This window comes from Yoonia sp. GPGPB17, assembly GCF_037892195.1.
Taxonomy (GTDB): Bacteria; Pseudomonadota; Alphaproteobacteria; order Rhodobacterales; family Rhodobacteraceae; genus Yoonia.
The window spans coordinates 609,178-631,919 of record NZ_JATACI010000002.1; the positions used below are offsets into that span (position 1 = coordinate 609,178).

20 protein-coding genes, 1 tRNA gene and 1 pseudogene are annotated in these 22,742 nt (G+C 56.5%); 7 read left to right on the forward strand and 15 right to left on the reverse strand.

Annotated elements, in window-relative coordinates; translation table 11 throughout:
- Nucleotides 1–94 precede the first annotated feature (94 nt).
- Complete coding sequence (locus QTO30_RS03410) at nt 95–1,699, forward strand: divergent polysaccharide deacetylase family protein (RefSeq protein ID WP_340422514.1); 1,605 nt, start codon at nt 95–97, stop codon at nt 1,697–1,699.
- Nucleotides 1,700–1,764: 65 nt separating this feature from the next.
- Here the strand turns inward: QTO30_RS03410 and trpE are convergent, their stop codons facing one another.
- From trpE to fabI, 6 genes and pseudogenes are all read right to left on the reverse strand, one after another.
- Entirely contained in the window at nt 1,765–3,273 is a 1,509-nt protein-coding gene (trpE, locus tag QTO30_RS03415) for an anthranilate synthase component I (RefSeq protein WP_340422516.1), read from the reverse strand.
- 8 nt (nt 3,274–3,281) lie between these two features.
- On the reverse strand, nt 3,282–5,120 hold the full coding sequence (locus QTO30_RS03420; RefSeq protein WP_340422517.1) for a peptidyl-prolyl cis-trans isomerase: 1,839 nt from the start codon (nt 5,118–5,120) through the stop codon (nt 3,282–3,284).
- Between the two features lie 63 nt (nt 5,121–5,183).
- Complete coding sequence (locus QTO30_RS03425) at nt 5,184–6,359, reverse strand: aminotransferase (RefSeq protein WP_340422518.1); 1,176 nt, start codon at nt 6,357–6,359, stop codon at nt 5,184–5,186.
- An 82-nt stretch (nt 6,360–6,441) separates the two neighbouring features.
- Nucleotides 6,442–6,945, reverse strand: a complete 504-nt coding sequence (gene gpt / locus QTO30_RS03430) for a xanthine phosphoribosyltransferase (RefSeq protein WP_340422520.1) — start codon at nt 6,943–6,945, stop codon at nt 6,442–6,444.
- 11 nt (nt 6,946–6,956) lie between these two features.
- Nucleotides 6,957–7,568 (reverse strand): LysE family transporter, encoded by a 612-nt coding sequence (locus tag QTO30_RS03435; RefSeq protein WP_340422522.1) that lies wholly within the window; start codon nt 7,566–7,568, stop codon nt 6,957–6,959.
- A 3-nt stretch (nt 7,569–7,571) separates the two neighbouring features.
- Nucleotides 7,572–8,378: pseudogene (fabI, locus tag QTO30_RS03440) on the reverse strand (enoyl-ACP reductase FabI).
- Between the two features lie 153 nt (nt 8,379–8,531).
- Between fabI and pdxH the strand changes: the two are divergent.
- The 4 genes from pdxH to QTO30_RS03460 all read left to right on the forward strand — a co-directional run bounded on the left by pdxH (nt 8,532) and on the right by QTO30_RS03460 (nt 10,372).
- Complete coding sequence (gene pdxH / locus QTO30_RS03445) at nt 8,532–9,137, forward strand: pyridoxamine 5'-phosphate oxidase (protein ID WP_340422523.1); 606 nt, start codon at nt 8,532–8,534, stop codon at nt 9,135–9,137.
- A gap of 113 nt (nt 9,138–9,250) precedes the next feature.
- Nucleotides 9,251–9,778 (forward strand): cold-shock protein, encoded by a 528-nt coding sequence (locus tag QTO30_RS03450; RefSeq protein WP_340425859.1) that lies wholly within the window; start codon nt 9,251–9,253, stop codon nt 9,776–9,778.
- Nucleotides 9,775–10,251, forward strand: a complete 477-nt coding sequence (locus QTO30_RS03455; RefSeq protein ID WP_340422525.1) for a DUF192 domain-containing protein — start codon at nt 9,775–9,777, stop codon at nt 10,249–10,251. Before QTO30_RS03450 ends, QTO30_RS03455 begins: the two co-directional genes overlap by 4 nt.
- A 44-nt stretch (nt 10,252–10,295) precedes the next feature.
- Nucleotides 10,296–10,372 (forward strand) — tRNA-Pro (locus QTO30_RS03460).
- A 67-nt stretch (nt 10,373–10,439) separates the two neighbouring features.
- Here the strand turns inward: QTO30_RS03460 and QTO30_RS03465 are convergent.
- The 3 genes from QTO30_RS03465 to QTO30_RS03475 all read right to left on the reverse strand — a co-directional run bounded on the left by QTO30_RS03465 (nt 10,440) and on the right by QTO30_RS03475 (nt 11,706).
- Entirely contained in the window at nt 10,440–10,907 is a 468-nt protein-coding gene (locus QTO30_RS03465; protein ID WP_340422526.1) for a hypothetical protein, read from the reverse strand.
- Nucleotides 10,908–10,942: 35 nt separating this feature from the next.
- On the reverse strand, nt 10,943–11,392 hold the full coding sequence (locus tag QTO30_RS03470) for a glycosyltransferase (RefSeq protein WP_340422528.1): 450 nt from the start codon (nt 11,390–11,392) through the stop codon (nt 10,943–10,945).
- Between the two features lie 83 nt (nt 11,393–11,475).
- Nucleotides 11,476–11,706: a hypothetical protein gene (locus QTO30_RS03475; RefSeq protein ID WP_340422529.1), complete on the reverse strand. Its 231-nt coding sequence runs from the start codon at nt 11,704–11,706 to the stop codon at nt 11,476–11,478.
- Nucleotides 11,707–12,342: 636 nt separating this feature from the next.
- On the opposite strand from QTO30_RS03475, the gene QTO30_RS03480 reads away from it, so the two are divergent.
- Both QTO30_RS03480 and QTO30_RS03485 read left to right on the forward strand, forming a co-directional pair.
- A complete protein-coding gene (locus tag QTO30_RS03480; protein ID WP_340422531.1) occupies nt 12,343–15,990 on the forward strand; it encodes a vitamin B12-dependent ribonucleotide reductase in 3,648 nt (1,215 codons plus the stop codon).
- Nucleotides 15,991–16,198: 208 nt separating this feature from the next.
- Nucleotides 16,199–18,160, forward strand: coding sequence for a cation:proton antiporter domain-containing protein (locus tag QTO30_RS03485; RefSeq protein ID WP_340422532.1), 1,962 nt, complete (start codon nt 16,199–16,201; stop codon nt 18,158–18,160).
- Here the strand turns inward: QTO30_RS03485 and QTO30_RS03490 are convergent.
- The 6 genes from QTO30_RS03490 to QTO30_RS03515 are packed head-to-tail and all read right to left on the reverse strand — an operon-like array spanning nt 18,157 to nt 22,720.
- The gene (locus QTO30_RS03490) at nt 18,157–18,585 is read right to left on the reverse strand and encodes a cupin domain-containing protein (protein WP_340422533.1); all 429 of its coding nucleotides are present in this window, start codon (nt 18,583–18,585) and stop codon (nt 18,157–18,159) included. The two genes, QTO30_RS03485 and QTO30_RS03490, sit on opposite strands and share 4 nt — an antisense overlap.
- Nucleotides 18,573–19,166, reverse strand: a complete 594-nt coding sequence (locus QTO30_RS03495; RefSeq protein WP_340422535.1) for a GNAT family N-acetyltransferase — start codon at nt 19,164–19,166, stop codon at nt 18,573–18,575. The genes QTO30_RS03490 and QTO30_RS03495 overlap by 13 nt, the downstream gene beginning before the upstream one ends.
- Nucleotides 19,163–20,440 carry a phosphopyruvate hydratase gene (eno, locus tag QTO30_RS03500; RefSeq protein WP_340422537.1) on the reverse strand — a complete coding sequence of 426 codons (1,278 nt, stop codon included), beginning with the start codon at nt 20,438–20,440 and terminating at the stop codon, nt 19,163–19,165. The genes QTO30_RS03495 and eno overlap by 4 nt, the downstream gene beginning before the upstream one ends.
- 40 nt (nt 20,441–20,480) lie before the next feature.
- Entirely contained in the window at nt 20,481–21,371 is an 891-nt protein-coding gene (locus tag QTO30_RS03505; protein ID WP_340422539.1) for a DMT family transporter, read from the reverse strand.
- 3 nt (nt 21,372–21,374) lie between these two features.
- Nucleotides 21,375–21,794: a Fur family transcriptional regulator gene (locus tag QTO30_RS03510; protein WP_340422541.1), complete on the reverse strand. Its 420-nt coding sequence runs from the start codon at nt 21,792–21,794 to the stop codon at nt 21,375–21,377.
- Nucleotides 21,795–21,853: 59 nt separating this feature from the next.
- Complete coding sequence (locus tag QTO30_RS03515; RefSeq protein WP_340422543.1) at nt 21,854–22,720, reverse strand: PhzF family phenazine biosynthesis protein; 867 nt, start codon at nt 22,718–22,720, stop codon at nt 21,854–21,856.
- Between the last annotated feature and the right edge of the window lie 22 nt (nt 22,721–22,742).

A 22,742-nucleotide genomic window follows, 5' to 3' on the forward strand; every position in this document is an offset into this window, starting at 1 on the left:
GACTACCGCATCCCCATAAGAGAACGGTATAAGCCCGCCATACATGGGCCGGGACGCAAGGCGGCGTCAAGGTCGAACAAAAAGGTGTGGGGCGATGAAGGGCTTCTTGCAAGGCGGTTTTTGGGGGGTGGTGCTGGGGGTGTCTGGCCTGAGCATTGCATCGCTCGTGGGTGAGCAGCCCCAGTTCGCACAAGGGCCAGCGGCGCCCCAGTTATCCGTACCTGCGTTGAACACGGTAGCGCCGGGGCCAGCCGTCTCGTTTGAGGGCAGCAGCGATGAAACGCCCCAGTTTGCACCCGCCCAGCCGTTGGACGCGGCGACCGACGTGGCGGAAACGGCACCTGATGTGTCGACCGAACCGGCCAGTTTGCCGCAGGCCGGTGATGTGGCAACGGCGATTGAACCGCCTGAGACAGTTGCAGACTCTGACCTTGGCAGCCCTGTGGACGCACCGACAGTGCCGCGTTTTGAAACAGCGTTGGTAGCGCCGCCAGCAGAAGGCAATGTGCCTGTGGTCAAGACTGCCCCGGCAGATGTGCAACCAGCAATCCCGGAGGCACCGGAAGAAGATGTGGCCAGCACAACGGCAGTTGAACAGCCGGACGTGATCGCAACAGACGATCTTGCAAGCGCCGACACACCGGCGCCACAGACACCCGAAACGCCAATTGCATCGGCGCCTGTGATTGGTGCCGATGAAGCGATTGCCGAAGCGCCTGCGCCTGTCGCAAATCCTGACGATGAGACGCAATCCACAGATGTCATCGCCGAACCGGCACAGCAGGCAGATGAACCCGAAACCCGCCTGGCACTAGACCCGGTGACGCCGAGCGAAACACCAGAGGCATCGACCGATACCGAGACAGACTTGGTAGGTGACAACGTACCGCAAACGGAAGCAGCAGTTGTAGCAGAGGCTTTGCCACAGACGACCAGCACGGTGCGTATTAACCGTCCAGGCACGACCGTTGTAGACGTGCCGGACGACGCCCCCGAAACACCCGCGGCAGATGCGATCCCCGAAGACGCACCAGCGTTGTTGCGCTACGGGGTCCCTTTTGCGCAAGCAGAGGCAACTGCGCTGATTGCCATCGTTCTGGTGGATGAAGGGCAAATGTCTGATGCACCGGCTGCCGTAGCGGACCTTGGGTTTGTTGCAACTGTGGCCGTCAATGCGCTGTCCTCCGCATCAACAGATCTTGCCGCCGCCCATCATGCTGCCGGTGCTGAAATTGCTATGCAGGCCGTATTGCCGGCGGGCGCGCAACCCACAGACGTGGAAGTCGCCTTTGAGGCCGCCTTGGGGCTGGTTCCGGAGGCCGGGATACTGTTCTCTGACGGTACCGGTGCGATGCAGGACCGGGTGGTTACAGCGCAGGTCATGGAAATCCTGGCCTCTGATGGGTATGGGTTTGTCACCGTACAACGTGGATTGAGCAACGCTGCGCGTACCGCTGAGCAGGCCGGTGTTCCGGCGATCACGATCCAGCGCGACATCGATGGGGCCGGTGAAGATCGCCGGGCGATTTTGCGTGCGTTGGATCAAGCGGCGTTTCGGGCGCGCCAAACGGGACAGGCCGTTTTGCTGGGCCGCATGACCCCGGACACGCTGGCGGCCCTCAAGGATTGGGCGGCTGACGTTGATCGTGATACACTGGCAATTGCGCCAGTATCTGCTGTGCTTTTGCAGTTGGAGTGAACGTGGTGATACGCAAAAGTTTTCCTGAAATTTTTTGCGTGATCAAGATTTTTAGCTAAAAATCTTCAATTCCCACTGCTGCGGAACATTGTTGCATCAGCAGCCGCTTTGCGGATCGCGTTCGATTTGTGAACCGTCTCTTGGTATTCGGCCTCCGGGTCGCTGTCATAGACTACGCCGCCACCGGCCTGAATATAGAGCTTTTCATCCTGCAACACGGCGGTGCGCAATGCGATGCACATGTCCATGTCGCCGTTTGCGCTGAAGTAGCCGCAGCCGCCGCCATAGACGCCGCGCTTTTCAGGCTCCAATTCGTCAATAATCTCCATCGCGCGGACCTTGGGTGCGCCAGAAACAGTACCGGCTGGCATACCCGCAAAGAACGCGCTGAGCGCATCCTGATCATCGGCCAGTTCACCCACCACGTTCGAGACGATGTGCATGACGTGGCTGTAGCGTTCCACGATGAATTGCTCGGTCGGGCGCACTGTGCCTATTTTGCTGACTTTGCCGGTATCATTGCGACCCAGGTCCAGCAGCATAAGGTGTTCGGCCAGTTCTTTCTGGTCGGCCATCAGATCGGCTTCGTTGGCATTGTCTTCGTCGGCTGTCGCACCGCGGGGCCGGGTGCCTGCGATGGGTCTGATTGTGACTTCGTTGCCGAAAACCCGGACCAAGATTTCCGGACTGGCCCCGATCACCTGAAAACCACCGAAGTTGAAGAAGAACATAAACGGCGAAGGGTTCGTGCGCCGCAATGAACGATAAAGCGCGAAGGGTGGTTCGCGGAAGTCCTGCGTCCAGCGCTGAGATGGGACAACCTGAAAGATGTCGCCCGCTCTGATATACTCTTTGGCCGTCTCGACCGCATCAAGATAGGCGCTATGCGCAAAGTTGGACACAGGTGGCGCAACGGGCGCAGGTTCAGCCAGATCGCGCGCTTCGCTTGGCATGGGGCGTTCCAATGCGCGTTGGGCGTCCATGACCCGTTCCGCGGCCTGCGCATAGGCTGCGCGTGCGGACAGGCCCGCATTCACATAGGCAGGTGCGACAAGAATCACGTCGCCCTTTACCCCGTCAAGTACGGCGACCACAGAGGGGCGCAGCATCATGGCGTCCGGCAGCCCCAGCGGATCGGGGTTGATGTCTGGCAGATGTTCGACCAGCCGGATCATGTCATAGCCCAAATAGCCAAAGAGCCCGGCAGAGGCGGCAGGCAGATCAGCGGGCAGATCAATACGCGATTCGGCAAGAAGTGCGCGCAATGATGTCAGCGGGTCGTCTGTCAGCGGTTTAAACGCGGTGTCATCAAACCGGGCCGAACGGTTGATGCGCGATGTGGTTCCGCGACACTCCCAGATCAGATCCGGGTTCATACCGACGATGGAATAGCGCCCCCGCACTTCGCCACCAGTCACACTTTCCAGCATGAAAGCGTTTTTACCCGCACCCGACAGTTTCAGCATCAGCGAGACGGGCGTGTCCAGATCAGCAGCGATCCGGGTATAGACAATCTGGTTGGCGCCCGCGTCATACCCTTGGGCGAAACTGTCATAGTCGGGCAAAAGGGCCATGGATCCGCCTATTGGAACTGCGCGTTGACCGCGTTGATCGTTTGTTGGTTCAGGCTTTGTTCAGTGTTTTGCTGCACCGTTGTCGCATAAGCATCAAAGATATCCTGCGCGATCCCCGCACGTGCGTTTTCGGCCAATGCATCCCGCTGCGCCACAACGGATTCGTTCGATAGGTCAGGCGCGGCAATGTCATCAAGGCGTACAATCAGCGCACGGTTCTCGGCATCAATGACACGCACGTCGCCCACGGACATTCCAAAGACCTCATCGTTGAAAGACGGTGGTGTGCCTTCCACAAAAGTGCGGCGGCTGAGGTTGTCTTCGATCTGCGGTGTTAGCGTAAGCGTTTCAAAATCGGTCAAAGGCAGGACATCTGCTGAAATCTCTTCCGCCTTTGCAACAATTGCTTCTTGGCGCGCCTGCGCTTGCCAGGCGGTGGATACCTCTTCGCGGACGTCGTCCAGCGGCTGCAATGTCGGCGGCACCACGCCGTCGAGCGTTAGCGCGAAGATACCACCATCGGCCAGATCAAGGACCTCGGGGAATGCGCCGTCCTGAACAGTTGCGGCTTCGCGGCGGAAGGCATCATAGGCGGCGATCCCTTCGGTATTCTCCGGCGTCCAGTTGATGGAACCAAGGCGCATATCGGTGCGCTCGGCCACATCGGCCATCGTGGCACCACCAGCCAGCAGGTCGATAATCGGGTCGGCGTTGTCGTTGATGTATTCGCGCGCTGCATCGGCGGCCAACTCATCACGTAGTAACGGGGCAGCTTCTTCCAATGGGGTCTCTTGCGCGGCCAGTACGGCGTTCATCCGAAACAGGGCAGGGCCCAAAGGTGAGTTGAACGGGCCAACCACGTCGCCTGTTTCAGCGGCAAAGACGGCTTCGCCAGCACTGCGCAAGTCGCCTTGGCTGACGTCACCAAGATCAATGTCCGTCAGGCTCAAGCCGCGTTCGGCGACAAGGTCTTCAAACGTGGCCTCACCTGCGTTGACGCGTGTTATCGCATCCTCCGCGCGTGCCTGATCAAGATAGACAAGGCGCTCGACCAACCGCCGTTCAGGTTGGACAAATTCGTTGATACGTTGGTTATACATGCGCGCTATCGCCTCATCCGCGACAACCATATCTTCGATAATCATCGTGGGTGTGAGCCAGACATAGGTGATGTCCCGGCTTTCGGGCAGGGTGAATTCATCCGGGTGCGCGTCATAATACTCTTGCTGGGCGGCTGGCGTTGCACCCGGCACCGGGGCCGTCAGGGCGTCTTCGCCAACGGCAGCCCATGTAATGCTGCGGGTTTCGCTGACGTATTGTACCAGCGCATCGGCATAGGCGTCAGGTGCGGGAATCCCGCTGACCACAGCGCCTTGCAGCAGGGTGCGGGCAGTTTCTTCGCGAATGCCGACTTCGAACTCTGCAGCGGATTGGCCGGTTTGCTGCAAAGAAAGGCGATATGTCTCGCGGTTAAAGCCACCGGCCCCCTGAAAAGACGGGATCGCCTGCAAGCGCTCAAAGACCCGCGCGTCACCGACAGAGATGCCCAAATTGCTGGCTTCGTTATCAAGAGTACGCAGTAGGACAACTTGGTTCAGGGCGAGCTGATCAACACCAAAGGCCTGCGCCTGCTGGAACGAAATCTGCTGACCGAACTGGGCTGAGAGGGCGCGCATCTGATCATTCAGCGCGCGCTGGTAGGATGCGACGGTCACGTCTTTGTCGCCGACAGTACCAATATTGCGAATATTCCCGCTCAGGCCGCCCGTGCCGAACCCGGCAAGGCCCAAAAGGATCACGCCAACAATGATCCACGCGCCGTAACGAGGTTTCTTTTTATCTGCCATGTGCTGACCGCTCCACCCGCTGGTTTGCGCCTGAATACGGGCGCGAGGCCAGGGGTGCAAGGGTTAGAGTTGCAAGGATGACAGCCGTTCGAAAAGTGTCCGAACACCGGCCTTGTCGATGTTGGCGAAGGCAATACGCAGCTGAGTTTCGCCACCGGGCATATCGGAGGGCATAAACATGGTGCCGGGCAGAAGCAGAACACCCGCCTCTTTCACCAAAAGCGGGGCCAGATCGGCTGACGACATCGCGAAAGGATGTTTGACGTAGGCAAAGTAGGCACCACAGCCCAGAAGTTCCCAGCCCTTGTCAGCAAGCAGATGGAAATTGTCTTCGATCGCCGCACGCCGATCAAGAATTTCGCGACGTTCACCAGCCAGCCAATCCCCCAAATTCTGCATGCCCCAAAGGGCCGCCCGTTGGCCCAGTTGGTTGGGACAGATCGTAACGGTGTCGAGGAATTTCTCGATCTCGGCCAGACGTTCACTTGCGGCGATCACGGCGCCGATACGATGGCCTGTTAGGCGGTAAGCCTTTGAAAAGGAATAAAGCTGGATCAGCGTGTCATCCCACTGCGGATCAGAAAAAAGATCATGTGGCGCGCCGGTTCGGCTATCGAAATCGCGGTAAGTTTCATCGACAATCAAGGCAATGTCGTGTGCCCGGGCAAGATCGCGGAAAGCGCGCAGTGTCTCAGCCGGATACTCGACCCCGCAAGGATTGTTGGGGCTGACCAAGGCGATGGCGCGGGTTCTGTCGGTGATCAGTGCGGCGCAATCGCCCGCATCCGGGATCATCCCATCACCTGCCATCAGCGGTATGGTTTTGACACCGGACATATCCAACCACATACGGTGGTTAAAATAATAAGGCACCGGGATCACGACTTCATCCCCTTCAGCACAAAGTGTCGCGATGGCGGCGGCGAACGCTTGGTTGCAGCCTGATGTGATGGCAACCTGATCATGATTGACGCGGCCACTGTAGCTTGCGGACCATTGCTTTGCGACTTCTTGGCGTAATTCTGGCAGACCAAGGACGGGGCCGTAAAGATGTGCCTCTGCATCGTCCATGACGATTTGTGCCATCGCTTCGCGGAGCGGCGCAGGTGGTGGATCAACAGGTGCGGCCTGGCTGACATTCAGCAAAGGACGGTCGGCGGGATGGGTGACACCCTCAAGCCAGCGGCGCGCCTCCATCACAGGTGGCGCGAAAGTGGCGGCGGTGCGGGACTGTGTCATGGCTTTATCCAAAAGGAGCGGCTGCGCCGCGCGACATTACATGGTGCCTCCGGCGGAGGTATTTTTGAACATGAGAAGCAGGTTAATCCTTGCCTCGATAGGGTTCGACGTATTGCAGCGCCATGTCCCAGGGGAAGAAAATCCAAGTGTCCTGACTGACCTCAGTGATAAATGTATCAACCTGCGGGCGCCCCTTTGGTTTGGCATAAACGGTTGCAAAATGGGCGTTCGGATAGCGGTCGCGGACCAGTTCGAGGGTTTTGCCGCTATCGACCAGATCGTCGATAATCAAAATGCCCATCCCATCGCCCATCAGGTTCGGGTCGGGTGCTTTGAGTATCTTGGCCTCGGATTGTTCCTGATGATCATAACTTTTGACACTGACGGTATCGACTGTCCGGATATCAAGTTCGCGTGCCACGATCATGGCCGGTGCCATCCCGCCACGGGTGATGGCGACAACGGCCTTCCATGCTCCGTTGTCCGGGCCTTGCCCGTCAAGTCGCCAAGCGAGCGCGCGACTATCGCGGTGGATTTGATCCCAACTGATATGGAACCCTTTTTCGTGAGGAAGGCGATCTGTCATGGTGGTACTTTCTAGTTATAGGCAAGCCGGGCACCCAGCAGGGCGATAAGACCGCCAAACAAGCGATCAAGGTGGGTTTTAGCGCGGCGGTAGAGCCGGGCCGGTGTGGGGCGTGAAAACATCAGGCTAAGCAAAGCATACCACAGCAGCTCAACGACGAAGATCACTGTTAACACCAGCATTGCCACATTGATACCGGGATCAGCAGGCATCACGGTGACAAAAACAGCTGAGAAATAGACCAGTGCTTTCGGATTTGCCAAGTTTGTGATCAGCCCCAAACGGATCAGATGCCACGCCGGTGCCGGTGCTGCGGCCTGCGCGTCTGATATCGGTTGGGACGCGTGCCGGATCATGGAAAAACCAATCCAGATCAGAAAGATAGCGCCAGCAATACGGAGACCTGTTTGCAAGAAGGGAGCTATTTCAAAAATGATCGCCAGTCCGGCCAGGGCAGCCATCGCCCAAAGAACGATGGCAAGTGCAAGGCCCAGACTTACGAAAAATCCTGCCTTCACGCCGTTTGCCGCAGCCGTTTTGATTGTAATGACCGCGGCTGGTCCTGGGCTCATTGCGATCAGCGCCTGCAACCCAATCAGTGTCAGTAGGGCAGAAACTGCCATTGGCTACTCTTTCGTGATGTCAGGTGCGTCAACGGCTTTCATGCCGACGACGTGATAGCTAAGCATCCACATGCAGTACTTCGCCGGTTACGGCGCTTCCAAGGTCTGAGAGCAGATAAAGGGCGGAGTTTCCGACCTCTTCTTGTGTCACAGTGCGGCGCAGAGGCGAGTTGTACTCGTTCCATTTCATAATCAGACGGAAATCACCGATGCCTGATGCGGCCAGTGTTTTGATCGTTCCGGCGCTAATCGCGTTGACGCGATCTTATCTTTGCCGAGGTCTTCGGCCAGATAGCGCACCGATGCCTCAAGTGCTGCTTTCGCAACCCCCATGACGTTGTAGTGCGGCATGACTTTCTCAGCGCCGTAGTACGTGAGCGTCAGGCAGGATCCGCCCTCGGTCATCATCTTTTCGGCGCGTTGGACGACCGCGGTAAAGGAATAAACCGAGATATCCATTGAGGTCAGGAAGTTACCCCGCGTGGTATCGACGTAACGGCCGCGCAGCTCACCTTTGTCGGAAAAACCAATGGCATGTACGATAAAATCCAGCTTGCCCCAGCGTGTTTCAAGCTCTGAAAATAGCGCGTCGATAGAGGTCTCATCGCCGACATCACAAGGCAGTACGATGTCCGACCCGACAGAGGCTGCGAGCGGATCAACGCGTTTCCTGAGCGCCTCACCTTGATAGGAGAAGGCCAACTCAGCGCCAGCATCAGCACAGGCTTTCGCGATCCCCCAAGCGATCGACTTGTCATTTGCGAGCCCCATGATCAGGCCGCGTTTGCCCTTCATCAGATCAGATGTCATCGCGTGTTTTCCTTTATTGTTTGGCCAACGGCATGGTCACCGTTTAGGCGATTGCTTGCAAAGCGGCAAGTATCTGAACAATGGCGCAAAATGCTTGCCACTGTGCACGTTTACTCTTAGCGTGAGGATGGGGGTTTTGTTTAGGGATCAGACATGTCTGACCGTGACGGCATTTTTGCGGGCCCTGACCCGTTCGTCATTGCTCAGCAATGGCTTGACGACGCGAGCCGAACAGAATCCAGTGATCCCAACGCGATTGCCCTCTCTTCAGTTGATCCAGATGGCATGCCAAATGTACGCATGGTGCTTCTCAAAGATATCGAGATGGACGCTTTTGTGTTTTACACCAACTATGACAGTCGGAAGGGGCAAGAAATTGCTCAATCCGGTAAGGCCGCGTTCGTTATGCATTGGAAATCACTTTCCAGGCAGATACGAGTGCGGGGGCTGGCTTCGAAAGAGGACGGTCCGATTGCTGACGCCTACTATAAGTCCCGCTCACTTAAGAGCAGGCTGGGGGCGTGGGCATCAAAACAATCACAGCCCTTGACGTCGCGTGCGACCTTGATGGCAGATGTGGCTAAAGTAACAGTACAAAAAGGTGCGGACCCCGAACGGCCACCTTTTTGGGGCGGTTTCCGGATTGTGCCTCTGGAAATTGAGTTTTGGTCTGACGGCGCATTTCGTTTGCACGACCGGTTTCGGTGGTCGCGCAGTGAAGTTGATCATGATTGGGAGGTCAAGCGTCTCTCACCTTAACTCCCTCGGGACAGGGAGGATGGAGAGAGAAAATGGACCAGCAATTGCGATCTCGCGATGAGACAACAATGGATAGCGACGCGCCCAGTGCCGCTGTTCAAAAGGAATACAAGATGGAAACGCACGACGCCGGCACTCAACGTCAGGTGCTTGGACAAGTAAAATGGTTTGATCCGACAAAGGGATTTGGGTTTGTGGTCTCTGAGGAGGGAGGGCCCGACATTTTGTTGCATGCGAATGTTTTACGCAACTTTGGGCAAGGGTCCGTTGTTGATGGCTCTGCCATAGCCATCATGGTGCAGGATACACAACGCGGGCTTCAAGCGACCGAAGTGCTGTCGATTACCCCACCCGAGACCGAAGATAGTCTGCCTTTGCGTGATATGGTGGAGTTTTCGGCCGAAGATATCGCCAGCAAACCTATTGAACCGGCACGTGTGAAATGGTTCGACAAGGCCAAGGGTTTTGGTTTCGCAAATGTGTTTGGCAACAACGAAGATGTGTTTGTGCATGTCGAAGTGTTGCGGCGCTCGGGCCTGTCTGATCTGCAATCAGGCGAAGCGATCGGTATTCGCATGGTGGATGGTGAACGTGGGCGCATGGCAATCGAAGTGATCGGCTGGGAGGTCGCGGCCAAGTGAAACTTGCCCCGATTGCGTTCAGTTTGGTGTGGCTGGCACAGCCGCTTTGGGCCGTATGTGCCGATGACAAGCTGACCATTCAGGGTGACTTTGGACAGGCCACGTTTTCAATCGATGTTGCGGATGACCCGCAGGAACGCGCGCAAGGTCTGATGTTTGTTGATCAGATGCCAACGCTTTCTGGTATGTTGTTTGTATATGAACGTCCGCAGAGCGTGAGCTTCTGGATGAAGAATACGCTGATCCCTCTCGACATGATCTTTGCCGCCCCTGACGGGGAAATCTTGCGCATCCACGAAAATGCCATTCCCGGCGACCTGACCCCGATTCCCGGAGGGGAGGGCGTGCAGATGGTTCTCGAGATTAACGGTGGGTTGTCATCGCGGCTGGGGTTGTCTGAAGGGGCGGTTATGCAGCATCCCAGCTTTGGTCCTGAGGCTATTTTGCCTTGTGATGAAAAGACTGACAGTTAGGGCTTTTCAAATCAGTTTGGCGGGGCTAAAGACAGCGCATGGTCCGGGGCGTAGCGCAGCCTGGTAGCGCATCTGTTTTGGGAACAGAGGGTCGGGAGTTCGAATCTCTCCGCCCCGACCATTTCTAAATCAGCACAGTCTCGAATAGTAACTTCTGGTAGAGCCTTCAGGTCGTTGATAGGATCGTCTCAAGACATCTTTGATCTATCGGCATCTACCGTACCGCCGTAGTGCACAGCCGATTTACCTAACAAGTAAGGAAAGATTGCGAGCGCACGCGCCCACTTTAGTAAGCCAACGCCAATAAACTGGCGTCCAGCCTCGCGACCTGCAATCAGTAGTCCCCCTCCGCGAACTATATCGATAGCGCCAAATACGGTGAACTTGTTAGTCAACCTAAGTAGTTTTACGAGGTTTCCAGCCCGCGTGCCACGAATGCCGCCTCTGCGATGGAGTTCAGCGATCCGATAGCGCGTCAACTGATCTAGATAACGGCGTTTGAACTGGTATCGAAAAGTGGCGCGTCTACCATCAAAGTTCTCTGTTGCTATCGCATATGGCCATTTCACGACGCTCAGTCCGTGGCGAAGCCTTGCGCGCAACATGAACTCAAAGTCTTCGCCGCCACTTTCGTTGAGTGACAGGTCGAAGCGCATTCCTAGTCCATTTTGAGGATCAAATACATTCTTGCTTAGCGCGAAATTCGCCGAGGAGAGCACTTTAGAATCTTCACCCGCTTAAGCAGTTGGTACTGTTGAGTACGTTCGATGAAAGGACTGGTCGTTTCTGCATAGATCAGGTGCCTTGCTGCGACGATTATGTCCGCTCCAAGGGTTTCAAACGCCTCTATGAAATGCGCGAGCCAATCACTTTCGACTTGTTCGTCATCGTCAACACCGATGATCCAATCAGCAGAGCTCGCCTCATCCAGAACCCGGTTACGTGCGTTGACAAGGCCTGCCTTTGCCTCATGGAAAACGCTAACCTTGAATTTGGTGGGGACAGGTATGACATCAGACGTCACGGTCGGGATGTCGTTGTTGTCGACGATGATGATTTCAACGTCATAGTTGGAAGGAATGGGCTGGTTCCAAACACTTTCCAAAGAAGACGCAGCAGCGCATTGCGCTGCCGCGTGCATATTCCGATTGCAATGCGCGGTCTAGTCGAACTTGAATTCAAACCTGATCCGACTCTTTCGTGCTTTGCGAAGTGACTAAGTGATTATTCGCAAGTCACTGGGTCATCATCATCGTCGTCGTCAGCCAGAACTGCCACGCCGATCAGAACCGCGATGATTGCGGCGGGGATCACCCAGCCTGGCACGCTTGATTCTGCCGCAACTGGATCTGCCATTGTTGGCACTGTCTCTGTAATGGCGTCGGCCAAACCGCCCGCGTAGGCGGAAACGCCCGCAACGATCAGTGCACCCAGCACAATCCAAAATTTCTTCATCTATACTCTCCCAATCTACTGTTTTATGCGTTCAAGGCACCAAATCGTCGATCGGCCGCCAGCATGCCCTTTCAAAACAATACTCTGAGCATGCAGTCAACAAAAACTGTACAGAAAAAGGTGACGTGACGTAAGCTTACAACGCGATCATGCAAAACGCAGGTCACCAGTGAAGTCACACAAGGAAGCACAGGTCAATCATTGTACGTCTTGAGGTATCGGCTGAACCATTCCGGCTAAGTTTCCGAAGTTGAACGCTTTCTGTTCCATCCTGCCATGGCGACCGTTTGTGGACAACTGTGTGAGTGAATCACCCGACACAATCACGGCCCATGACCACAGGCAGGCGTCAACTGAATTAATCCACATTTTGTGTTAAAAATCCGTTGACCCACGAGGGCTAGATGCGTCAGGTTGTGCGGGCCGACGATCACAACACAAGATGTGGTAGCGGCACGGGGACAGTTCAACAGGCGAGTGCACCAAATATGGCGCTCAATCACGTGCCCCCTGATCTTTGATCGGGGCAGGACATGTGACTTCTAAAATGAACGATGCCCGAGCGTTTTTAGTCGCGCATGCGGCACTGTTGAGAAGAAAGCCGCAACGTCGGCGCATATGAGATGGGGCAGACCAATGAAAATTGACCGTAACTTCACCAAAGCAAAGACAGGCGCCTATGGTGAGCTTGAGTTCAAAACGACGACATCCGAGATCTGCAATCCTGATGGGACGATCGTGTTTAAACTTGACGATTGTGAAATTCCAACTGGTTGGAGCCAGGTGGCCTCTGATGTCATTGCGCAGAAGTATTTCCGGAAAGCCGGCGTGCCGTCTGAACTGAAACGCGTCAAAGAAAAGGGCGTGCCAGAGTTCCTGTGGCGCTCGGTACCGGCCAAAGATGCGACGTTCGGTGGTGAAACCTCAGCCAAGCAGGTTTTCGATCGTTTGGCTGGTGCCTGGACCTATTGGGGTTGGAAGGGCGGTTACTTCTCATCCGAAGAAGACGCGCGCGCCTATTTTGACGAGATGCGATACATGCTGGCGACGCAGCGGGCCGCCCCAAATAGCCCTCAGTGGTTCAACACAGGTCTGCACTGGGCCTACGGCATCGATGGCCCGGCCCAAGGCCACCACTATGTCGACTATCAGACAGGTGAGCTGACCAAATCCACCTCGTCTTATGAGCACCCGCAGCCACACGCCTGCTTTATTCAGTCCGTTGACGACGATCTGGTCAACGATGGCGGTATTATGGACCTCTGGGTCCGCGAAGCGCGTCTGTTCAAGTATGGCTCTGGTACGGGCACCAACTTTTCGTCTTTGCGCGGTGAGGGGGAGCCGTTGTCCGGTGGTGGCAAGTCCTCGGGCCTTATGGGTTTCCTGAAAATTGGTGACCGCGCTGCCGGTGCGATCAAATCCGGCGGCACGACGCGCCGTGCGGCCAAGATGGTGATCGTGGATGCCGACCACCCTGATATTCAGGAGTTTATCAACTGGAAGGTCATTGAAGAGCAGAAGGTGGCGTCTATCGTCGCGGGCTCCAAGATGCATGCGCGGTACCTGAACGCGATCTTTGCCGCGATCAAATCATGGGACGGGGAAGAGGTGTCTGCTTACGACCCCAAGACAAACGACACATTGGCCGCAGCCGTCAAAGACGCCAAAAAATCAGCGATTCCAGAGACTTACATCAAGCGCGTGTTGGACTATGCCAAGCAAGGTTACTCCAGCATTGAGTTCCCGACGTATGATACGGACTGGGATTCCGAAGCCTATTCCAGCGTTTCTGGTCAAAACTCCAACAACTCGATCCGTGTCACCGATGCCTTCCTGAAGGCTGTCGAAGATGATGCCGATTGGAAGCTGATCAACCGCAAGAACGGCGAGTGCGCCAAGATCATTAAGGCACGCGAATTGTGGGAGCAGGTCGGCCACGCCGCCTGGGCCTGTGCCGATCCGGGCATTCAGTACCATGATACCGTGAACGCATGGCACACATGCCCCGAAGACGGCGAGATTCGTGGCTCAAACCCTTGTTCTGAATACATGTTCCTCGATGACACGGCCTGTAACCTCGCATCGATGAATCTGCTGACCTTCTACAAGGATGGCGCGTTTCAGGCCGAAGACTACATGCACGCCACGCGTCTGTGGACCGTGACATTGGAAATCTCGGTCATGATGGCGCAGTTCCCCTCCAAGGAAATCGCGCAGCGGTCCTATGATTTCCGCACCCTTGGTCTGGGCTATGCCAACATCGGTGGCCTCTTGATGAACATGGGGCTGGGCTATGACAGTGACGAAGGCCGCGCGATGGGTGCTGCGTTGACTGCGATCATGTCGGGCGTGTCCTATGCGACCTCCGCTGAAATGGCGGGCGAGTTGGGCGCATTCCCGGGCTACAAGAAAAACAGCAAACACATGCTGCGTGTGGTCAAGAACCACCGTCAGGCAGCATTGGGCAAGGTCGACGGCTACGACAAGCTGGACGTGAAGCCGGTGCCTCTGGACCACGCAAACTGCCCGGATCAACGCTTGATCGCATTGGCCGTGGGCAGCTGGGACGAGGCGCTGAAGCTGGGCAAGAAGCACGGCTATCGCAACGCGCAGGTTTCTGTCATTGCGCCAACCGGCACCATCGGTCTGGTTATGGACTGCGATACAACAGGGATTGAGCCTGACTTTGCGCTGGTGAAGTTCAAGAAACTCGCCGGTGGTGGTTACTTCAAGATCATCAACCAGTCGGTGCCAGCAGCCCTTGAAAAGCTGGGTTATGGCTCGGCCCAGATCGAAGAGATCATTGCCTATGCGGTCGGTCACGGCTCCATCGGGCAGGCACCTGCGATCAACCACACCTCGCTGATCGGCCACGGTTTTGGTCAGGCGGAACTGGACAAGATCGAAGCAGCACTGGCCTCTGCCTTCGACATCCGCTTTGTCTTCAACCAGTGGACGCTGGGCGAGGATTTCTGCACCAAGACGCTGGGCATCCCAGCCGAAAAGCTGAACGACCCAACCTTCGATCTGCTGCGCCACCTCGGCTATGCCAAGCAGGACATTGATGCAGCCAACGATCACGTTTGCGGGACGATGACGCTGGAAGGCGCGCCATTCCTGAAGGAAGAGCACTACAACGTCTTTGACTGCGCCAACCCATGTGGCAAGAAAGGCAAGCGTTATCTGAGCGTGGACAGCCATATCTATATGATGGCCGCGGCACAGTCTTTCATCTCGGGTGCGATCTCCAAGACGATCAACATGCCGAATGATGCAACCATTGAGGATTGCCAGAAAGCTTACGAACTGAGCTGGTCCTTGGGTGTGAAGGCGAATGCGCTCTACCGTGACGGCTCCAAACTATCGCAGCCTTTGGCGGCGGCCTTGGTCGAAGATGACGAAGACGCGCAAGAGACGCTTGAAACCGGCACACCGCAGGAGAAAGCTGCTGTGCTTGCCGAGAAGGTCGTTGAAAAGATCATCGTGCAAGAGATTCGCAACCGCGAGCGTGAAAAGATGCCGCAGCGCCGGAAGGGATATACTCAGAAGGCCATCGTTGGCGGCCACAAAGTATATCTGCGCACCGGTGAATATGAAGATGGCTCCTTGGGCGAAATCTTCATCGATATGCACAAAGAGGGCGCTGGTTTCCGCGCCATGATGAACAACTTCGCCATCGCGGTGTCAGTTGGGCTGCAATATGGCGTGCCACTGGAAGAGTTTGTGGATGCCTTCACATTCACCAAGTTTGAACCTGCGGGCATGGTGCAGGGCAACGACAGCATCAAGAATGCGACGTCGATCCTTGATTACATCTTCCGCGAATTGGCCGTGTCCTACCTCGACCGCACTGATCTGGCGCATGTGAAGCCAGAGGGCGCATCATTCGACGATGTGGGCCGTGGTGAGGAAGAAGGCGTGTCAAACGTGCAGGCCCCAACCGAGAATGCGGCAACACGCTCTTTGGAAGTGCTCAAGCAAATCTCGTCCACCGGTTACCTGCGCAAGCGGATGCCGCAGGATCTGGTTGTTTTGCAGGGCGGTGCCGGTGCGACGGCACTGGCAACAGGTACGGATGCGGCCGCAGCGCTGCAAACACTGGTGCCGGAAGTCAGCGAGAGCATCGTGGCCACAGGAACCGCCACCACAATCTCGGCCCGCGATAAGGCCAAGATGCAGGGCTATGAGGGCGATCCTTGTGGCGAGTGCGGCAACTACACTTTGGTGCGCAATGGCACCTGTATGAAATGCAACACATGTGGTGCGACATCCGGGTGTAGTTAAAACGAGCTTCGGAGCGGGTGCGCTCGCTCTGACGCGGATTGGGCCGCAGGCAAATAAACCGAGCGGTACATAATGAGTGAGCCTGATCAGCGAAACTCAGGGAGGGCATTGCCCTCCCTTTTTTATGTCGGGTCGTTGCTCTATGTTGTTTCACTCTTTCAATGTTGTCCCTTGCCGTGCATGATTTTCGCAACAAAGGGACCGTACCATGACTGATTTTCTGTTGCTTGCTTTCATTTTCCTGATTGCAGGCGTTGTTGCGGTACCGATTGCGACACGGTTGGGTCTGGGATCGGTGCTAGGATATCTGATCGCGGGTATTGTGATCAGCCCCATTCTGGCATTGTTGAATGTCGATGTGATCTCGATCCAGCATTTTGCCGAATTCGGCGTGGTGATGATGCTGTTCCTTGTGGGGCTGGAGCTGGAGCCAAAGCGGCTTTGGGCGATGCGGGGCAAGTTGCTTGGCCTTGGCGGTGGGCAGATTGGTATCACCGCGGCGGCGGTGATGGCTATTGGCCTGCTGTTTGGGCTGAGTTGGACGGTCGCGCTTGCTGTGGGGTTGATTGCAGCTTTAAGTTCAACCGCTATTGTTTTGCAAACATTGAATGAAAAAGGCTTAATGAAAAGCGACGGCGGCCAATCGAGTTTCTCGGTTCTGCTGGCCCAAGATATTGCCGTCATCCCCATGCTGGCGCTGATGCCGTTGCTGGCCATGCCGGAACTGTTGGATATGGCGGGTGATGTAGCACATGGCGGGGACGCCGGACATGGCGCCGAGGCCGCACATGGTGACAACCATGGCGATGATCACGGCGGCGATGATCATGGGGCGGGGATGAGCCTTGTTGCAGGTCTGAACGGGTGGCAAACCGCACTGGTCAATATTGTGGCGATTGCGGCTGTTGTGGGGGCGGGCAGCTTTCTGACGCGTCCGATTTTCCGCTTTATCGCCGGTGCGAACCTGCGTGAACTGTTCACCGCAACGGCGCTGATGATGGTGATCGGCATCGCGCTGTTGATGTCGCTGGTGGGCTTGTCGCCTGCTTTGGGCACGTTCTTGGCCGGTGTTGTACTAGCCAACAGCGAATACCGGCATGAGTTGGAATCGGATATTGATCCGTTTAAAGGGCTGCTGTTGGGCTTGTTCTTCATGACAGTCGGTGCTGCGATCAACTTTACGCTGCTCGCTGACAATCTGATGCTCATCCTGGCATTGACGGTGTTGCTGGTTGCCATAAAGGCGGCGGTTCTGGCGGTTCTTGCCGTGGTTTTCAAACTGCGCGGCGCGGACCGTTGGCTCTTGGCGCTGAGCCTGGCGCAGGCGGGCGAGTTTGGTTTCGTCCTGCTGTCCTTCTCGGTAACCAACGCGATTTTGCCACAAATGCTGGCGGATCAATTGCTGCTGGTTGTTGCGATTTCCATGATGCTGACCCCGCTTTTGTTTATCTTCTACGACCGGGTGATCGTGCCGCGTTATGCCGTAGCGGACGCAGGCGAAGCCGATGAAATAGAAGAGCAGGGTGAGGTGATCATCGCAGGCGGGGGGCGGATTGGTGGACTTGTCCGTCGCATTCTCAGTGCGGCGGGCTATAACCTGACGGTCATCGACTACAACGCGCAACACCTTGAAAACATGCGCCGTTTTGGGGCACGTATCTACTATGGCGACGCCACGCGGCCTGATCTGTTGCATGCCGCAGGCCTGCATGACGCCAAGGTATTTGTCGCGGCGATCGACGACCGCGAAAAACTGACTGAGCTGGTGCGTTATGTCCATGCGACCGCACCCAATGTCCATATCATCGCCCGTGCTGTTGACCGTCACCATGTTTATGAACTCTGGGCGGTAGGCTGCCGCGATATCATACGTGAGAACTATGACAGTGCGCTCCGTATGGGGCGGTCATCGCTTGAGGCGCTGAACATACCCCGTGATCGCGCGCAGATGATGGTTGATGCGTTCAACCGGGCCGACCGTGCTTCGATGATCTCTTTAGCGGATGTCTATGATCCCGCGATACCGGTGATGGAGAACGAGCCCTACATTGCCCGTGTCCAAGAGATATTGGGACCACGCGAAGCTGCGATGAATGCTGAAATGATGCATATTCTGGAAACCGGTGAGATGCCGGAGGAAGATCATTTCTATGAAGGGCCCACTGGCTAGCGCGGGATATCTACGCCCGGATCAGCAAGGATGAAGCCTTCAAATTGAAACCCGGGCGAAACCGTGCAGCCCACTAGTGTCCAATCGCCGGTCGTTGCGGCCTTTTGCCAGTGCCCTTCTGGCACGATCACTTGCGGGGTTTCGCCATTGGCTAGATCGGGACCCAACAGAAGATCAGACGCTGGGCCCGCAAGGGTTGGGGCCAGCGACAAGATGAGAGGAGCACCCGCATAGAAATGCCAGATCTCAACCGCGTCAACGGCGTGCCAATGGCTTTCTTGCCCTGCTTTCAGAAGGAAGTAGATGCAGGTACCCGTGGCGCGGCCGTTGCTTTCCGCCACCCATGTTTGCCGATAGAACCCGCCCTCCGGATGCGGGGCCAGATCAAGCTGTGCGATGATCTGATCGGCGGTCAGGGCAGGCATGGGATATGTGGCGCAACGTCCGCAGGGTGGTGGCCGGTCAGGCGTGGGTCGGCAAAGACCTCAACCGCGCGTTTGACAGGTGTGAACCCCGCTTTGAGGTAGAACGGCATCGCGGTTGGTGAATCAAGATGACAGGTACAGACATGAAACCGCGTGATATCGCGTGCGAAAGCTTCCGCTTGCGCCAGCGCCATCATTGGTCCGCCAAGGCCTTGCCCCGTTGCCGAAGTCACCATGCCGAAAAGAACAAGCTCGCAGGCGCCTTCTTGTCGGAAATCAAGCTCAATGAGACCAATGGACTCTTGCCCTCGATAAACCACCCAGTAGTCGACGTTTGGGTCAGATAGCGTCGACGCGATCTCATCGTTGTTGTCTGACAATCCAGAGACCCAAAGCCATGGTGCTCCGACCTTGCGAAAAAGGTTGCGAAATTCGTCTACGCTCAGGTCCTCTTTGCGGGCAGCGGTCCCATCAGGAAATGGCAAACGCGCGGCACGCTTGGGCGCGGTCATCTCTAGTGTTGTGACAACCGTCGCCACATGCCCGGCCGGGACATCATAAGTATTTGCCGTAAGCATCATCCTTTCAAGATGCTCCGGCCTGCGTAGACAGCCGTCTCGCCTAGTAATTCCTCGATGCGGATCAACTGGTTATACTTCGCCAGACGGTCAGAGCGCGACAGGGAGCCGGTCTTGATCTGGCCGCAGTTCGTGGCCACAGCGAGGTCGGCAATCGTTGCATCCTCCGTCTCACCGGAGCGGTGGGACATGACGTTGGTGAACTGGGCGCGGTGCGCCATATCAACGGCCTGCAGTGTCTCAGTCAGCGATCCGATCTGGTTCACCTTGACCAGCATGGAGTTGGCAGAACCCTTGGCGATGCCATCTGCCAGGCGGGTTGGATTAGTCACAAAGAGGTCGTCACCCACCAGCTGCACCTTGTCCCCGATCATGTCGGTCAGGGCTTTCCAGCCGTCCCAGTCATCCTCGGACATGCCGTCTTCGATACTGATGATCGGGTAGTCCTCGGCCAGTTTCGCCAGATAAGCCGCGTTTTCTTCTGATGTGAGCGACACGCCTTCTCCCACCATCTCGTATTTGCCGTTCTTGTAATACTCGGTCGCCGCACAATCGAGCGCGAGGTAGATATCTTCGCCGGGCTTGTAGCCAGCTTTTTCAATCGACGTCATGATGAAGTCCAACGCAACACGTGTGCTGGCGAGGTTCGGTGCAAAGCCGCCTTCGTCGCCGATACCTGTGTTGTGGCCAGCGGCGGACAGCTCTTTCTTCAGTGTGTGGAACACTTCCGACCCCATGCGCACGGCTTCGCGGATGTTTTCCGCGCTGACGGGCATGATCATGAATTCCTGAATGTCGATGGGGTTATCGGCATGTTCGCCGCCGTTGATGATGTTCATCATCGGGACGGGCAGGGTGCGTGCAGAGGTGCCGCCGATGTAGCGAAAAAGGGGCTGTGCGGTGAAATCGGCTGCCGCCTTGGCCACGGCCATAGAGACACCCAAGATCGCGTTCGCACCCAAACGACCTTTATTTGGCGTTCCGTCCAACTCGATCATCGCCATGTCGATGGCGACCTGCTCGGTTGCGTCAAAACCCAGGATGGCTTCGGCTATTTCACCGTTCACGGCAGCGACTGCCTCCAACACGCCTTTGCCCATGTAGCGGGTTTTGTCGCCATCACGCTTTTCGACGGCCTCGTGGGCACCCGTTGACGCACCTGAAGGTACTGCAGCGCGGCCCATGGTGCCGTCTTCCAGGATCACGTCGACTTCAACGGTCGGGTTGCCCCGGCTATCCAGAATTTCGCGGGCGTGAATGTCGATGATCGTGCTCATGGGATGCTCCTTAAGCGGAATGTTAGCGGTATCAGGCGCTCTATAGCGCGGGATTTTCGTTTAGGGAAGCGCGGTGCAGAATGGTTTCGCGCCACAGGGTGTAGATGCCGGATGCAATGACAATCGCAGCGCCGATCAGCGTTGGCGCGTCGGGGATTTCTGAAAACATAACAAAGCCGATGATCAGGGCAAAGATCATCCGGCTGTAACGGAAGGATGAAATGATGCCTGCATTGCCGCCACGGGTTGCGGCGACAATGGCGAGATAGGCGATCATGCCAACAACGATGCTGGCCATCAGCAAGAGCGATTGTCGCCCATCGGGCACAACAATGGACTGCCCTTGAAAGGCCATCAAAAGAAAGCCCGCCGGTACGACCATTGAAAACGTATGCGTGGCCAGTTGCGGGCCGCTCAACTGCACGGTCAGGCTGCGCGTAAACAGGTCGCGTGCGGCCAACCCCAACATGCCGCCGACCGCTAAAAGCGTGGCAGGGATGAACCCATCCATACCGGGGCGGATGATGATCAGCACCCCGATAAAACCCACAATAATCGCGATCCAGCGGCGCCAGCCAATGGGTTGTGCGAGGAATGCAGCCGCCCCCAACGCAACAACCAAAGGTGTGGCCTGAATTACGGCCGAGGCTGTCGTCAGCGGCACAAGTGCCAGAGCCGTCACAAACATGAGCGAACCGCAGGTGTCACACAGGCTGCGCAGGTTCACTTTGACGTTCAGATAAGCCGGTTGCCAAAGCCGGTCCCCTTTAAGAACCGCCCATCCTAAAAACCCGATCAGCCCACCCAGACACGTGACCGAGATGATCTGGCCAACAGGCATATCCTGCGCCAAAAGCTTGATGATCCCGTCTTCAACGGCAAAACAGAACATCGCAAAGACCATGAAGGCCGCGCCGCGGATATTGTCCAAGGGTCAGTTGTCCTTGTCGGTCAGGGGGACGGCGTAAAGTTCTAACCGGTGGCCCATCAAACGGTAGCCCAGCTTTTCGGCGATCCGTTCTTGTAGCGCTTCAATCTCGGGATCGACGAATTCAATGACTTCGCCAGAATGCAAATCGATCAGGTGATCATGGTGGTCACGGTCAGCGGCCTCATAGCGCGCACGCCCGTCGCCGAATTCATGCTTTTCCAGAATGCCGGTTTCTTCAAACAACTTCACGGTGCGATAGACTGTCGCCAGCGAAATCTTCGGGTCGACAGCTGCGGCACGATTGTACAATTCTTCCACATCCGGGTGATCAACCGCGTCCTGTAACACGCCCGCAATCGTGCGTCTCTGGTCCGTCATCCGCAGCCCGTTTGCCTCGCAGCGTTCAAGAATGGTCGTCGTCATACCGGCCTCGTTTTTCACTGATCCCCTGATAGCCGGGCGGGCAGCTGGTTTCCAGTGGATTAGACCAAAAGCGTGCCTTGCATCACGCGCACGGCCTGACCGCTGATGGTCACCGGAACAGGGTTGGCGTGTTTTGTCGATGCAGTGATGTAGGAAGGCCGCCCCATCACCTCGCCTTGTAGAATATTCAGGGTCAGATCCTTGCCTAACGCCTCGGTCAGCAATGCGGCCAACGCGGCAGAGGCGCTGCCGGTCGCTGGGTCTTCGGGGATGTTATCAAGCGGCGCAAACATCCGCGCGTCAATCTGCATACCGTTGCGGGTGTAGGCGAAGATGGCGAAATCCAATCCTGCCGGATGCTTAAGCGCACCTTCGCGAATGTGATCCATCGACGGCATGCAGGCGGCCAGATGGTCCTTGGTTTGCAACTCAACCATAACAAATGGGAGGCCGACGCTGGCCTGTACCGGGGCGTGCGTCTGCACATTGATTGTATCTGCCGACAGGCCCAAAGCTGCCGCCACCAATTGCGGTTCTGGCGTGGCAGTCCGCTCAAGCGGTGCGGCAATGGTAAAGGCGGCCTTGCCACCCTCAAAAAGGTAGGGGATTGGCCCGACGCCAAGTTCGAGGATCATCGCCCCGGCATGGCCTTCGTCGCGCAGGGCGATTGCGGTGCCAATAGTGGGATGCCCGGCGAAGGGGATTTCCATGGTTGGTGTGAAGATGCGTACTCTGGCAGTATGCGCGGTGTCGTGGGGTGGATAGACAAACGTGACTTCAGAAAAGTTGAATTCGCGTGCGATATTTTGCAGATGATCCTCTGCAATATCGGTTGCGTTGGGAAACACGGCCAATTGGTTCCCGCCAAAAGCAGTGTCGGTAAAAACGTCATAGACAAAGTAGGTGGACATGGTTTGCCTTTTCATGTGTTGCGCAATGCGCCCTACA